The following is a 15,472-nucleotide window of genomic DNA, read 5'->3' on the forward strand; positions in this document are numbered from 1 at the left end:
AAATCTTACAATTCTGTAAGACTTCTGCTCGTTTTTGAAAGTGAAATGAAAGATTATCCTGATACAATTTGGATGTAGGTTGAAAAATGACCAAATATATAAACAGGCAAAGAAAGCGTGTTGAAAAGGTACGTTTTACAGAATTGAAAAGGAGGTAGCACATTGAGTGTGATATTAGAAACCAAGCAGCTTTGTAAGTTTTATGGCGCAGGTGAGAATCAGGTCAAAGCGGTCAATCAGGTGGACATTCAGATTAAGCAGGGAGAATTTGTCGCAATTGTTGGAAAGTCAGGTTCCGGTAAAAGTACATTACTTCATATGCTTGGAGGGCTAGACACCCCGACAAAAGGCAGTGTTACTTTAGCAGGGAAAGATTTATACAGGATGAAGGAAGATGCCCTTGCTGTTTTCCGCAGAAGAAAAATCGGATTTGTTTTTCAGGCATTTAATCTGGTTTCATCTGTTAATGTCTGGGAAAATATTGTACTGCCACTGGGGCTGGATGGAAGAAAAGTGGATGAAGCGTATGTAAATGATATTATTGCAACTCTGGGGATTGAAAAGAGGATTTACAATTTGCCAAATCAGTTATCCGGAGGACAGCAGCAGCGAGTAGCAATTGCAAGAGCGCTGGTGAATCGTCCGGAAATTATATTTGCAGATGAGCCGACAGGCAATCTTGATTCTAAGACCAGTGATGAGGTAATCGCCCTGCTTAAGATGACAGCAAAAAAATATGGACAGACAATTGTAATGATTACCCATGATGACGAAATTGCACAGGTCGCTGACCGTATTCTGGTGATTGAGGACGGACAGGTGGTGGATTTCAGATGAAGACAATAAGCAGGATTGCATATAGCAATGACAAAAAGAACAAGACAAGAAGTATACTGATTATGATGTCCATATGTCTGACTACGATGCTGCTTGTGATTATCAGTACTGTGGGAAATGGAATGATACGTTTGCAGAAAAGTCAGGCGGCAGGCTCATATGGAAGCAATTATGGTCTGTTTGTCGCAGCAGATGGTACGCAATTAAAAGAAGTGGAACGCAGAGCTGAGATATCTGATATCGGCATCATGTGTACGGAGGGCATCCTGAAAGGAAATGAAAATGGCGGCTTTGTCAGTGCGGATGAAACGGTCAGGAAAATGCTTCCCTATAATCAGGAATATGTGTTGAAGGAAGGTACCTATCCGGAAAAGGCGCAGGAAATTGCCGCAGGACGCGCTTTCTTTGATGCAGTGGGATACCATGATGTAAAGGTCGGAGACACCGTAACATTGGAGTACCGTTCCGGCATGCAGTCGGAATACGCACCGGTGGAATTTACTGTCAGCGGGATTTTATATGACCGGGATGAATATACCATCGAGGCTTCCTATATTGTATTCGGTTCGCAGGATTTTTATAATGAGCGTGTTGCGGAGGGTGACAGGCAATATAATATCTATTTTACCTTGAGCGATTCTGCAAATGTATCTATGAATAATGTTGCGCCTGTTATAAAAGAAATCGCGGATTCCTGCGGCATTGACCAGAAAAACGTGATCATCAATGACCTCTACCTGCAGTGGGTATTGCAGCCGAGCTATGAAATGATTGTGGTTTGTGGAACCCTGATCCTCGGAATCGTGCTGTTTTCCGTTGTGGTCATTTATAATATCTTCCAGGTTGGGATCGCCCAGAAGGTTCAGGAGTACGGAAAAATCAAGGCGCTGGGTGCAACCAGAAAGCAGATGAAGCAGTTGATTTTTCGTGAGGGCATTCTTCTGGCGGTTCCTTCGATACCGCTGGGGCTGCTGTTTGGTTTCCTGATTGCAAAAGTCAGCTTCAACTGGCTGGTGGAGCAGGGAAATCTGGTATCGTCCGGAATCAAGAACCATCAGGTGCCTCTGTTTTCACTGACAATTATGCTCATCTGCATTTTTGTATCGTTTCTTACGGTCGTTTTGGCTCTGCGCAAACCCATGAAAATTGTTTCCCGGATTTCACCCATCGAAGCGACACGGTATCTTGACGGCTCCAAAACGCAAAAACAGGGCAGACGAAAAGGCAGAAAAGATGTCACCGTTTTCTCCATGGCAATGGCAAATGTGACAGGCAATCCGAAAAGAACCATTGCTACGATTCTTACCATGGGGCTTTCCTGTGTATTGTTTGTAATTATCTCTAATTATGTTGGAAATATTGACACGGAGCACGAGGCGCGGATTGCAATCAACCATGGACAATTTGAGTTGCAGCTGGATTATTCCCAGAATTATGATGAAGCCTATTCGGAGAATAATCTGGACACAATCCTACAGAACAACCCACTGAATGATTCAATGATTGAAGAAATCAAAAGCATTCCAGGAGTGACAGATGTCATGACGAGAGAGATTGTCTCTGTAAATCTGAACGGAACAAGATTTCCGGCTGATATTGTGAGTAAAAATGATTTTGATTTTATGCGCCAAGACGGGGATATTGGCTCTATGGACTATGATCAGGCGGTAAAGAATGGTGAAATTTTCTTTGGCTGGTCGGCGTGGATGGAACAAGATGGATATGCTCCGGGTGAATCTATTGTATTTGACTTTGAGAATGGAAGTGAAACCTATACCTATCAGGGAAAGATTGCAGGATCCTTTGTAAGTGCGGACACTTATCTTGTCATTCCGGAAGGTGTATACCGTTCCATGAATCCGAGGGGAACAGCCTATGGCTATCTGTGGGTGGACTGTGATAAAAAAGATGTTGCATCTGTGGAACAGAGTCTGAATACTTTGATTTCTAATACTTCGCATATAAAAATGGATACCTATCATGCACAGTTACAATCTGCAGAATACGCAAGCCGTATGATGAAGATTGGCTGCTATCTGTTCATGGCAATTGTCGGTCTCATTGGGTTTATGAATCTGGCAAACACCATGATCATCAATATCATCACGAAGAAGCAGGAATACGGTGTGCTGCAAGCGGTAGGCATGACCAATAAGCAGTTGAATCTGAGCTTACAAATACAGGGCTTGATTTTTACGGTTGGCACCATCTGCGTCGCACTTGCTGCCGGTCTGCCCCTTGGCTATGCACTGTTTTCCTATGCGAAGCATAATGGGATTTTTGGAATGAACGTTTATCACGTTCCTCTTATCCCGATTCTTGTTATGATTCTTCTGGTTGGTATTCTACAAATTGTGCTTTCCTGTGTTTTAAGCAGTAATCTGAAAAAGGAAACGCTGGTAGAAAGAATAAGGTATCAGGGATAGCAAGTAATATGTAATGAACTAGGTCTTAACGAAGAGGAGAAATAGATAACTTCCATTTTGTATGTATGATAAATCTAAACAGTATTTTAGCAACATTTCCTGAGTGGGGACAGAAAGTGCCCCCACTTTCACGATTTGGGGGCGAAAAGCACCACCATATATCATAAATGATGGGTTCAAGAGAAAAATCCCTTATAAGTTTTTTGAAAACTGTCGTTTGGTAAAATCTATTCCATTTTTAAAAGCCTTGCGATAAAATATGTTCTGTGAGACGGTAGTTCTTTTGTCCAAACAAAAGCCAGATGACACGATAGAGATCGACTTAGATTTAGAAGTTGGATGCAACCAGTGCTGAGTTGAAAGCTCGTGATCAGATGGAATGGGTCAGATTGGTAAATGGTATTCGTAATATGGCAGAAGAACTTGTGTTAAAAGAATTGGTGTAGATCTAAAGCGTGGAAAACTCCTTTGGGAGCTTTTGGCTGTTTATAAGATAAATTCTGTCGGAGATTTATTATAAAACATTACTTTACAAGAAGAATAAAAAAGCATATAATTCTTTTATAATATATTTAATAAAAGAGGGTAAGAAAACGGAAAATAAAGATAAAAAAAATACAACAAGAAAAAAAATAATTAATTATGTTCTAAACAAGCATGTTACATCCAAGGCGGAAATCGCAAAAGAGTTAAACTTGAGTATGCCGACTGTGTTAGCAAATGTGAATGACTTATTAGAAAAAATGGTGTTGGAAGAAACTGGGGAATATGCTTCGACTGGTGGACGAAAGGCAAAAAGTATAGGGATTAATAAGTCATACTGTCATGCAATGGGAATTTTGATTACAGCGAATCATATAGAAATGGTATTAGTAAATCTTGGAGATGAGATTATAAAAAAAGATCGCATCCGTTTAAAATTTACAGCAGAATTATTCTATTGTACAGAGGTGGCACAAAAAGTCAAAACTTTTCTTGAAGGCGAAGTAGCGAAGGACACGCTACTTGGGATTGGAGTGGCGATTCCAGGAATTATTGATCAGAAAGAACGGATCGTTTTAAAATCCCATGCTTTAGGTATAGAGAATTATAGTCTGCGCTTTTTAGAGCAGGCTTTGGAAATTCCAGTATATTTTGAAAACGATGCTAATGCTGCAATGCTTGCAGAAAAAAAGCAAAAGTATCCAAATGCGATATATCTGTCTTTGAACCACACCTTAGGAGGTGCATTCTGCATAGATGGAAAGCTGTTTCGAGGGCAGAACCAGAAAGCAGGGGAGTTTGGTCACATGATACTCGTTCCCGGTGGAAGAAAGTGTTATTGTGGTAAATCAGGATGTGCAGATGCATATTGTGCAGCAAGTGTACTGACACAAGATAACAGGCAGTCACTGGATGCATTTATGGAAAAAATTGAAAGTGGTGATGAAAAAAATTTGCAGACATGGAATGAGTATTTGGATCATCTTGCTGTTTTGATATCAAATCTGCGGATGGCATATGATATGGACATCATACTAGGAGGTGATGTGGGAGGCGTATTGTCAGATTATATGATACCACTGGGAGAAAAAGTGATGGCATATAATGGCTTTGAGCATGATGTTTCATACTTGAAAAATTGTTCGTATAAGAAAGAAGCGTCGGCTGTTGGAGCCGCGAAATACTTTTTTACAAAACATATGGTAGAATTGTAATTTTTTTGAACGCAGATAAGCAGTCCACCGCATCTGGTGCGTAGGGAATTAAGCGTTGGGTAAGGGGATGTTTAGTCTGTTGGAGTTAAAAACTCCCACTGACAGGTTGCAAAGCGAATGCGATGTCCGATTTATATGTGTGAAAAACGAGAAGTTGTGTAAAATTAGAAAAAGATATTATAGTAAAAAACGGAAAGAAAACAGTAACTACGGTTTCCTTTCCGTTTTTTTTGCGTGTTAATTGTGAAAAATATACAAAAAATACATTTTTAAATTATGAAATATATAAAAATATGAAAAAACATATTGACAAATTGTGTTTATAGGACAATAATATAATTACTTTAATAAAACGTTTTATAAAACGTATAATAATATAAAAAAGGAGGAAACAACTATGTTACAGCAGGTAATGACAAATCCAGGAGAAATTATTTTCAGAGAGGTTCCGGTTCCGGAGGTAAAGGAAAATCAGGTGTTGGTAAAGATTATGAATATTGGTGTTTGTGGATCAGATATTCATGTTTATCATGGAAAACATCCGTTTACAAAATATCCGGTAACACAGGGACATGAGGTTTCTGGTGAGATTAAAGAACTTGGAAAAAATATCACCGAGTTTCATGTGGGACAGAAGGTGACGATAGAGCCGCAGGTATATTGTGGACATTGCTATCCATGTCGTCATGGAAAGTATAATCTCTGTGAGGAATTAAAAGTAATGGGATTTCAGACGACAGGAACAGCATCTGAGTATTTTGCAGTGGATGCATCTAAAGTAACACCTATTCCAGAAGATATGTCCTATGAAGAAGGAGCTATGATCGAACCTCTTGCTGTGGCAGTTCATGGTGTAAAACAGATGGGCGATGTGGCTGGCATGAATATTGCAGTCCTTGGAGCAGGACCGATCGGAAATCTCGTGGCACAGACAGCAAAAGGAATGGGAGCAGCGAAAGTGATGATCACAGATATCAGTGATCTTAGACTGGCGAAGGCAAAAGAATGTGGAATTGATGTGTGTGTGAATACCAAAAATAAAGACTTCGGTGAGGCGATGATCGAAGCATTTGGACCGGATAAGGCAGATGTGATCTACGACTGTGCCGGAAACAATATCACAATGGGACAGGCAATTAAATATGCAAGAAAAGGAAGCACGATCGTACTGGTGGCTGTTTTTGCAGGAATGGCAGAAGTAGATCTTGCGGTGGCAAATGACCACGAACTTGACATTAAGAGCACGATGATGTACCGCCATGATGATTACATAGATGGAATCAGACTGGTAAATGAGGGCAAAGTTCATTTGAAACCGCTCATCTCAAAGACATTTGCTTTTAAAGATTATCTGAAGGCATACCAGTATATTGATGATAACCGCGAGACAACGATGAAAGTAATTATCAACGTCAGTGAAAAGTAAGGAGTTCGTATGGAAAATAAATGTGGAATTGTCGGAATTGCCCATGTCGGGCTTCCGACAAACGATTTACAGAAAACAGTTGAGTTTTATAAGAGTCTTGGATTTGAAGTAATTATGCAGTCTTATAATGAAAAAGCAAGGGAAAAAGTGGCATTTTTACAGATAAAAAATTACTGCATAGAGACTTTTGAAAATGGGAAGGCGGAAATGTCAGACGGTGCATACCAACATGTTGCACTTGATGTGGAAGACATTGAAAGTATGTATCAGAAAATCTGCAATGAAAAATACACAGTTATTACAGACGGAATCGAAGAACTGCCATTTTGGGAAAATGGTGTGAAGTTTTTTATGATTAAGGGACCAAATGAGGAAAAAATAGAGTTCTGTCAGAAACTCTGATAAAAATAGGAGGGACATATGGGAGGCGAAAGCAAAAATGGAAAAGTACCGCTGATCAGTAAGATTGCATATGGGTTTGGTGATGTTGGATGTAATTTCAGCTGGATGTTCGTCAGTAATTTTCTGATGATATTTTATACAGACGTGTTCGGAATCAGTATGGCGGCTGTTTCAGCACTTATGCTTTTTTCAAGATTCTGGGATGCAATCAATGATCCAATCGTCGGGGGACTTACGGATAAAACAAAATCGAGATGGGGACGGTACCGTCCATGGCTGTTAGTAGCGGCACCAATTACAGCAATTCTTCTTGTCATGACATTCTGGGCAAGACCTGACTGGCCGCAGAATGGAAAGATCATTTATATGGTAATTACATATTGTCTGCTGGTTTTGGGGTATACCTGTGTGAATATTCCATATGGAACCTTGTGTGGTGCTATGACACAGGATATTGATGAACGTGCAAAAATAAATACATCCCGTTCGGTTGCAGCGATGATTGCAATTGGTGTGTTAAATATTATCACAGTTCCGCTGCTCAGCAAATTCGGCAGTCACAGTGCAAAGACAGGATATCTGACGGTTGCGGTCATATATGGATGTATTTTTACAGCCTGTCATTGCTTCTGCTTTGCGAAGACGAAAGAGGCAGTGATCACTCCGGAAAAAGAAAAAATTTCTGTAAAGATACAGTTGAAAGCAGTTATGCAGAACAGACCATATCTTCTTGCATTGGCAGGACAGATATTATTTGGATTTACATTGTATGGTAGAAACGCAGATATTCTGTACTACTTTACATATGTGGAAGGAAATGCCTCCTACTACACAACTTATTCGATGTGCATCATTATTCCTTCTATCATCGGGGCAGCCTGTTTTCAACCATTATTCCGCAAGCTGAATAATAAAGGAAGAACAGCATCTCTCTTTGCTTTGTTTACAGGAATTTCCATGTTGTCTATGTTTTTCTTCAATGCCAAAGAATCATCAGCTATTTTTTATGCATTATCTGGTCTCACACAGTTTTTTTTCTCTGGATTTAATACCGCAATCTATGCAATTATTCCAGACTGTGTGGAATATGGGGAGTGGAAAACCGGACTTAGAAATGACGGTTTTCAGTATGCATTTATTTCACTTGGAAATAAAATCGGAATGGCAGTTGGAACAGCACTTTTAGCAGGATTACTTGGAAAATATGGTTATATTGCAAATCAGACACAAAATGCAATTGTACTTTCAATTATGAAACATGCATTTACGACGATTCCAGGTGTACTGTGGATTGTGACTGCGGTTGTATTATTTTTCTACCGGTTAAATAAAAAACGTTATAACGAGATTGTGGAAGAACTGAAAAATGGAAGAAAAAGTTGATATCGTGGCATTGGAAGAATTGCTGATTGATTTTACGGAAGCAGGACACAGCCAGGATGGGAGGAAATTAAAATACCGATACCAATAGAAAGTTTAAAATCGGATACAATCTGAATGGCGTTTGCTTTTCTTCCGCCGGTGGATGCAAAAAAGCCGTTTTTTTCTATCAGACCTTCCTGCTCCAGAAGGTTGAGGTTCTGGCTGACTGTGGATAAACCCATCTGCAGTTCCTGAACAATCTGCTGCTTGGAGGTCTTTTTCTTTCTGTAAATATATTGGTAAACCTTTGATTTATTTATTTTTTTGAGACTAATGTTGGTCAATCCCTTTTCGCTCATGTTGTTCTCCTGATTACGTTGCAAGATAATGTTAAGTTTATTGTAGCATAGAACGAAAAAAAGCAATAAAAAGGATATGTATTACAGAAAGCTGACGGAAAAGCAACAACGATACACAAATATGTTGGAATGATTCCCGGAAAGGGTTTACATATCTTCAAAATGCCATTAATATAAGGAAGGGATCTTCCCATCCATAAAAAATAAGATACGGAGAATTAACATGAAAAAACAACTGAAGGATACTCAGATTCTGTTGGAAATCCTGATCCTGACAGCAGCTGTTGCTATTATTGCAGCGGCAGTCTATTTTTTTCTGGTACCAAGCCATACTTCTGTCAGCAGTATTTCGGGTCTTGGTATCGTACTTTCCAACTTTGTACCGTTGCCCCTTTCCGCCATCACCATGATTCTGAACGTAGTACTTCTGATCATCGGCTTTTTTACCTGCGGAAGAGAATTTGGTGTAAAAACCGTCTACACCAGTATCATGCTTCCTGTTTTTCTTGGACTTTTTGAAAAAATCTTCCCAGATTTTGGTTCGATGACAAACAGTCAGGAGCTGGATGTTCTGTGCTATACACTTGTAGTCAGTGTGGGACTCAGTATTCTTTTTAACAGAAATGCTTCTTCCGGCGGACTTGATATTGTAGCAAAGATCATGAATAAATATCTTCATATGGAGCTTGGAAAAGCTATGTCGCTGTCCGGTATGTGCGTTGCCCTGTCTGCAGCACTCGTTTACGACAAAAAAACGGTAGTCCTGAGTATTCTTGGAACGTATTTTAACGGAATTGTTCTGGATCATTTTATTTTTGATCATAATATCAAACGCCGGGTATGTATCATCACTCCAAAGGAAGAAGAACTTCGGGAATTTATTCTTCATGAGCTGCACAGCGGTGCTACGATCTACGAAGCCTATGGTGCCTACAACATGCAGAAGCGCAAAGAAATCATCACAATCGTAGACAAGACCGAATACCAGAAATTGATGAATTTTATCAACAAACTTGATCCGAAAGCGTTTATCACAGTTTATAATGTATCCAACATGAGATATCAGCCTAAAATGTAAAAAAGTTCCGCAGCACCTCAATCACAGAAGTGCTGCGGAATTTTTTTACCATAATTTCCTGTGAAAACGTTTCTTGAATGATCCCATGGAGCAAAAACTCCGGCGCGGCTGAAGGAGAAGAAGAGCGAACGGATGCAGATGGATACGATCAATGACATCGTTATAGTGCAAATAAGGACACTTTTTTAGACAAAGCGTGTTCTTTTTTTACCACATAAAGTTATCTATAATTAGAGACAGAAAATGGAGGAAGGGTATGAAAAGATATTATTTAGCAATTGATATAGGAGCATCCAGCGGAAGACATATTCTCGGGCATATGGAAGATGGGAAAATGGTTCTCGAGGAAATTTACCGTTTCCCGAATGGAATGCAGAAACGGGACGGTGAGAAGGTGTGGGATATCGAGGTACTCTTCGAAGCTGTGTTGGCCGGAATGAAAAAATGCAGAGAACTTGGAAAGATCCCGGTGAGTGTCGGAATTGATACATGGGCAGTTGATTTTGTCCTTCTGGACAAGGATGATCAGCGGATCGGAAATGCCGTTGCTTATCGCGATGACCGCACGAAAGGAATGGATGAGGAGGTTTACCGTACGGTGCCGGAGGAAGAACTCTATGCATCGACCGGCATTCAGAAACAGATTTTTAACAGTATTTATCAGCTTATGGCGTGGAAGAAGAAAAAACCGGAACAGCTGGAAAAAGCAGAGACGTTGCTGATGATTCCGGATTACCTGAATTTCCTGCTTTCCGGCGTGAAAGCGCAGGAATACACAAATGCAACAACGACCCAGCTCGTCAAACCGGAAACCGGGGACTGGAACAGGGAGATGATTCAAAAACTGGGATACCCGGAGAAAATCTTTCTGCCGATCCGTGAGCCGGGGACTGTGATCGGCCATCTGAAAAAAGAAATCCGTGAGCAGGTCGGTTTCGACTGTGAAATTGTTCTTCCCGCAACACACGACACTGGCTCTGCGGTAGTCGCTGTGCCAAGCAATGAGGAGCACGTGCTCTATATCAGCTCCGGAACCTGGTCTCTGATGGGAACAGAATTAAAAGAGGCCGATTGCGGAACAGAAGCTATGCAGCACAATTTTACCAATGAGGGAGGCTACAACAGAAAATACCGTTTCCTGAAAAATATCATGGGTCTGTGGATGGTCCAGTCTGTGAAAAAAGAAATCGCAGAGGATTTAAGCTTTGGAACGATCTGCGAAATGGCATCGAAATGCACCATCCCATCTATTGTGGATGCAAACGACGACCGTTTTCTTGCACCGGAAAATATGACAGCCGAGGTACAGAAGGCATGTGAAGAAAGTGGCCAGCAGATACCGCAGGGAATTGCAGAGGTTGCAGCAGTGATCTATAACAGCCTGGCAGTATGCTATGCAAAGACATTAAAAGAACTGGAAGAACAAACAGGCTGCCGGTACCGAACGATTCATATCGTAGGCGGCGGCTCCAATGCCGACGATCTGAACCGGCTGACGGCAGAAAGGACCGGAAGAACCGTGCTGGCGGGACCGACCGAGGCAACTGCCATCGGAAATCTGGCGGTACAGATGATCACCGGAAAAGAATGCAATGATCTGAAAGATGCGAGAAACTGTATTTTCCATTCCTTCGAAATCAAACAATATGAGCCATAAAAAATGAGACGAAAGGTTAAAAGGGGCAAAGAATATGTTAGTTGAAACAAAAGCAAAAGTAGGTGTATTTGCAATCGCACTGGGTGCATATCTGCCGCAGTTCCCGACGCTGGTTCCGGAATTTGAGGCACAGTATGATGCGTTCAAAAAGACGATTCCGGATACCGTTGAAATGATCGATGGTGGAATCGTTACAACGAAAGAATTATCGATGGAAGCAGGAGATAAGTTTCGTGCAGCGGATGTAGATCTTGTTATTTTACAGCTTCTGACCTACGCGACCAGCTACAATATGCTCCCGGCAGTCCGTGACCTGAATGTGCCGGTTGTGCTTGTGAATGTACAGAAACGGAAAGCACCGGATTATGCCAATACCGATACACAAAAATGGCTCGGTGAGCTGTATGCCTGTGGAGCAGTCGGTGAGATGGTAGCCGATCTGGAGCGTGCGGGCAAACGTCATGCCGTCATCACCGGTGTTGTAGAAGGCGGAGATGATTACGTAGCTAAGGAAATCGATGAGTGGTGCCGGGCAGCCCAGGTACGCAGAAGATTCCGCTACACCAATATTGCCCAGATCGGAAGACCATATCCGGGAATGATGGACCTGTATATCGATGAAACCAATCTTTACAACCGGATGGGACTTTATACGAAACAGTTCGACTGGGAGAAAATGTGGGCAATCGCGGATCCTGTTACAGATGAGGCCGCAATCCGCGCCAAGGCAGAGGAGATTCTGGATACCTTTGACATCGAGGGCGGTGCAACGGTAGAGACCGTATGGGATATGGCAAAATATGTCGTTGCATTTGAAGAGTGGGTGAAGAAAGAAGAGCTTGGTATGGTGGCATCCCATTATGACGGTTTTGCCAAAGGGGTTGCCGGAAAACTGGACAGCATGCTGATTCCGGCATTTTCCATGCTGATCAAACAGGGTACAGCCTGTGCCGTAGAGGGTGATATGAAAGTTGCAATGGCAATGAGCATTCTGAAAACAATCGCCGGAACCGGTCAGCTTTCTGAGATGTATTCGATCGATTTTAATGAGGATATCTGTATTATCGGCCACTCCGGATCGGGAGATGCTGATATTTCGCAGGCGAAAAAACCGTCCATGAAAATCGTTGATGTTTTTCATGGCAAGACGGGCGGCGGATATCTGACGCAGTTTTATCCGCCAGTCGGAGATGTTACATATCTTGGAATTACGCAGGATAAAGACGGTCATTTTAAATTTGTTGCTGCAGAGGGTGTCAATGAGGATGGCCCGATCTTTACCTTTGGCGATACGAATATGAGAACACGTTTCTCCATTGGGGCAAGAGAATTCTGCAACAGATGGAGTGAGGCGGGACCAACACATCATATGGCAGTTGCTGTCGGACATCATATTGATACGATTCTGAAAGTGGCAAAAATCCTGGATGTGCCGGTAGAGGTTGTGTGCCGGTAAATACCGATAAAAGAAGAGGAAAAGAGAGAAAGAAGAGGGAAAAAACATGAAATTTTTAGATGCAGAATTTGTAAAGGGCTTTATCCGCATGGCAAATGACGGCTGGGAGCAGGGATGGCATGAGAGAAACGGCGGAAACCTTTCTTACCGTGTGAAACCAGAAGAGGTTGAAGAGGTAAAAGAAAACTTTGAGGCCAGAGAGTGGAATCCGATCGGAACCGCCGTTCCAAATCTTGCGGGAGAGTATTTCCTGGTAACCGGAAGCGGAAAATATTTCCGAAATGTCACAATCAAACCGGAAGACAGCATCTGTATGATTGAGCTGGATGAAAAAGGTGAAAATTACCGCATCGTCTGGGGTCTCGTCAACGGAGGTCGCCCGACATCAGAGCTTCCGAGCCATCTGATGAACCTGGAAGTAAAAAAACTTCAGGACGAAAGATACCGCGTTGTTTACCATGCACATACCACCAACGTGATCGCGCTTACCTTCGTTCTGCCGCTGGAAGATAAAGTATTTACCCGCGAACTCTGGGAGATGGCAACCGAGTGTCCTGTTGTATTCCCGTCCGGAATCGGTGTCGTTCCGTGGATGGTTCCGGGAGGCAGAGAGATCGCCGTTGCCACGAGCGAGCTGATGAAGAAATATGATCTTGCTATCTGGGCACACCACGGCATGTTCGCCGCCGGCTTTGATTTTGACCTGACCTTTGGACTGATGCATACCGCAGAAAAATCTGCAGAAATTCTGGTAAAAACACTTTCCATGCAGCCAACGAAACGTCAGACGATCACACCGGATGAATTCCGCCATCTGGCAAAAGACTTCGGTGTAATACTGCCGGAAGAGTTTTTGTATGAGAAATAAAACTGGAAACTGATAGTGAAAAATGGCCGTCTGATCCTTGCACTGAGGAATGGGACGGCCATTTTTTGGCTGTGCAGAAGAAAAAGTCTATTAATTTCTTTCGGAATTTGATAAACTATAAGATAAGATTATCGATTAGAAAACAGTGGAACATTTCATTATCAGACAGAAAATGCTGGTGTGTCTGCGCTCAGAAAGGAAAGATGAAATATGACTTCAGCGATTAGTATAGGAAAGCAGGATTTTGCTTCCCTTCGAGAAAATCATTATTTTTATGTTGATAAAACCGATTTTATCAGACAATGGTGGGAAAGTGGAGATGACATTACGCTGATCACACGTCCGAGAAGATTTGGCAAAACATTGAATATGAGCATGCTGAATTGTTTCTTTTCCAGACAGTATGCAGAAAAAGGTACCATCTTTGAAGGACTTTCCATCTGGAAACAGGAAAAATACCGCAGACTGCAGGGAACTTATCCGGTGATTTTTCTGAGCTTTGCGGACGTAAAACAGAATAACTATCAAGATGCAGTGCAGAAGATAAAAAATATTATTGTAGACGCTTATCGCCAACATCGGTATTTGGAGCAGGAAGAATGTTTTACGCAAAATGAAAAACAGCAGATGCTGGAAATTACAGAAAAAATGAGCAATGTGACAGCACAGGATGCATTAAAAAATCTTTCCAGCTATTTGAATCTTTTATATGGAAAAAAAGTTTTGATCTTTCTGGATGAATATGACACGCCCATGCAGGAAGCCTATATTCATGGATACTGGGATGAATTTGTAGGATTTATGAGAAGCCTTTTCAATGCGACATTCAAAACAAATCCATATCTGGAACGCGCTGTGATGACTGGAATTACCCGTATTTCCAAAGAATCTGTTTTTTCGGACCTTAATAATCTGACGGTTATTACAACAACATCGGATGCCTATGCAGACTGTTTTGGTTTTACAGAAGAAGAGGTATTTCAATCATTAGATCAATTTGGAATGCCGGAAAAGAAAGATCTGGTAAAGCAATGGTATGACGGATTTTGCTTTGGCACGCATCGTGATATTTACAATCCGTGGTCTATTACAAATTATCTGAAAGAGAAAAAACTGCGGCCCTACTGGGCAGCTACAAGTTCCAATGGATTGATCAGCAAACTCCTGCAGTCGGCATCGGTAAATATGAAGGAAGAACTGGAAAAACTGATCAACAGACAACAAATTGTAGTTAATTTTGATGAGCAGATTATATTTGGACAATTAGAACAGGATGAAAGTGCGGTATGGAGTCTGTTGGTGGCAAGCGGTTATCTGAAAGTGGAGGAGATTGAATACAGAGGACTGACGCTGGAGCCGTGGTATTCTCTTTCCATCACAAATCTGGAGACTGTGAGCATGTTTTCGAATATGTTCAAAAGCTGGTTTGCAGCGGCATCTGCCAATTATAATGAATTTATCAAAGCATTGCTGAATGGTGATGTAAAAGCGATGAACCTCTATATGAATGATATTGCACTTGCTACATTCAGTAATTTTGATGCTGGAAAACATGCGTCCGAGCGGAGCCAGCCAGAGCGGTTTTATCATGGATTTGTACTTGGGCTGCTGGTGGAAGTGCGAGATCTTTATGAGGTGCGTTCCAATCGGGAAAGTGGGTATGGAAGATACGATGTGATTCTAATTCCCAGAAATTTGGATCGAGATGCTATGATTCTGGAATTTAAAGTAAAAGAAACGGAAGAAAAAACGCTGCAGGAAACGGTACAAAAAGCACTGGCGCAGATTGAAATAAAGAAATACGACGCGGAACTGAAAGAACGGGGAATCCCAAAAGAAAGAATCCGGCATTATGGATTTGCGTTTGAAGGGAAAAAGGTATTAATTGGGTAATAGAAAACGCT

At 41.6% G+C, this 15,472-nt stretch carries 12 protein-coding genes and 1 pseudogene; 12 read left to right on the forward strand and 1 reads right to left on the reverse strand.

Annotated elements, in window-relative coordinates; translation table 11 throughout:
- The first annotated feature begins 162 nt into the window (after positions 1-162).
- From I2G42_RS05545 to I2G42_RS05575, 7 genes and pseudogenes are all read left to right on the forward strand, one after another.
- Positions 163-837: an ABC transporter ATP-binding protein gene (locus I2G42_RS05545; RefSeq protein ID WP_055227090.1), complete on the forward strand. Its 675-nt coding sequence runs from the start codon at positions 163-165 to the stop codon at positions 835-837.
- A complete protein-coding gene (locus tag I2G42_RS05550; RefSeq protein WP_055227088.1) occupies positions 834-3,263 on the forward strand; it encodes an ABC transporter permease in 2,430 nt (809 codons plus the stop codon). The genes I2G42_RS05545 and I2G42_RS05550 overlap by 4 nt, the downstream gene beginning before the upstream one ends.
- 347 nt (positions 3,264-3,610) lie before the next feature.
- Positions 3,611-3,709 (forward strand): annotated as a pseudogene (locus I2G42_RS16675) (TnpV protein); the annotation flags it as partial.
- Between the two features lie 129 nt (positions 3,710-3,838).
- Complete coding sequence (locus I2G42_RS05560) at positions 3,839-4,960, forward strand: ROK family transcriptional regulator (RefSeq protein ID WP_055227086.1); 1,122 nt, start codon at positions 3,839-3,841, stop codon at positions 4,958-4,960.
- 397 nt (positions 4,961-5,357) lie between these two features.
- Positions 5,358-6,386, forward strand: a complete 1,029-nt coding sequence (locus I2G42_RS05565) for a zinc-dependent alcohol dehydrogenase (protein WP_055227085.1) — start codon at positions 5,358-5,360, stop codon at positions 6,384-6,386.
- Between the two features lie 9 nt (positions 6,387-6,395).
- Positions 6,396-6,788, forward strand: a complete 393-nt coding sequence (locus I2G42_RS05570; RefSeq protein WP_055227083.1) for a VOC family protein — start codon at positions 6,396-6,398, stop codon at positions 6,786-6,788.
- A gap of 18 nt (positions 6,789-6,806) precedes the next feature.
- Entirely contained in the window at positions 6,807-8,171 is a 1,365-nt protein-coding gene (locus I2G42_RS05575; RefSeq protein WP_055227080.1) for an MFS transporter, read from the forward strand.
- 32 nt (positions 8,172-8,203) lie between these two features.
- On the opposite strand, the gene I2G42_RS05580 is transcribed toward I2G42_RS05575, so the two are convergent.
- Complete coding sequence (locus tag I2G42_RS05580; RefSeq protein WP_055227078.1) at positions 8,204-8,509, reverse strand: helix-turn-helix domain-containing protein; 306 nt, start codon at positions 8,507-8,509, stop codon at positions 8,204-8,206.
- Positions 8,510-8,732: 223 nt separating this feature from the next.
- On the opposite strand from I2G42_RS05580, the gene I2G42_RS05585 reads away from it, so the two are divergent.
- From I2G42_RS05585 to I2G42_RS05605, 5 genes are all read left to right on the forward strand, one after another.
- Positions 8,733-9,587 (forward strand): YitT family protein, encoded by an 855-nt coding sequence (locus I2G42_RS05585; RefSeq protein WP_022461234.1) that lies wholly within the window; start codon positions 8,733-8,735, stop codon positions 9,585-9,587.
- 256 nt (positions 9,588-9,843) lie between these two features.
- Positions 9,844-11,244 (forward strand): rhamnulokinase, encoded by a 1,401-nt coding sequence (rhaB, locus tag I2G42_RS05590; protein ID WP_055227076.1) that lies wholly within the window; start codon positions 9,844-9,846, stop codon positions 11,242-11,244.
- Positions 11,245-11,278: 34 nt separating this feature from the next.
- Positions 11,279-12,700, forward strand: coding sequence for an arabinose isomerase (locus I2G42_RS05595; RefSeq protein WP_055227074.1), 1,422 nt, complete (start codon positions 11,279-11,281; stop codon positions 12,698-12,700).
- Positions 12,701-12,746: 46 nt separating this feature from the next.
- Positions 12,747-13,568: a rhamnulose-1-phosphate aldolase gene (gene rhaD, locus I2G42_RS05600; RefSeq protein ID WP_055227071.1), complete on the forward strand. Its 822-nt coding sequence runs from the start codon at positions 12,747-12,749 to the stop codon at positions 13,566-13,568.
- 210 nt (positions 13,569-13,778) lie between these two features.
- Positions 13,779-15,461 (forward strand): AAA family ATPase, encoded by a 1,683-nt coding sequence (locus tag I2G42_RS05605; RefSeq protein ID WP_195530828.1) that lies wholly within the window; start codon positions 13,779-13,781, stop codon positions 15,459-15,461.
- Positions 15,462-15,472 lie beyond the last annotated feature (11 nt).

The sequence above is a fragment of the Fusicatenibacter saccharivorans genome, from assembly GCF_015557635.1.
GTDB lineage: Bacteria > Bacillota > Clostridia > Lachnospirales > Lachnospiraceae > Fusicatenibacter > Fusicatenibacter saccharivorans.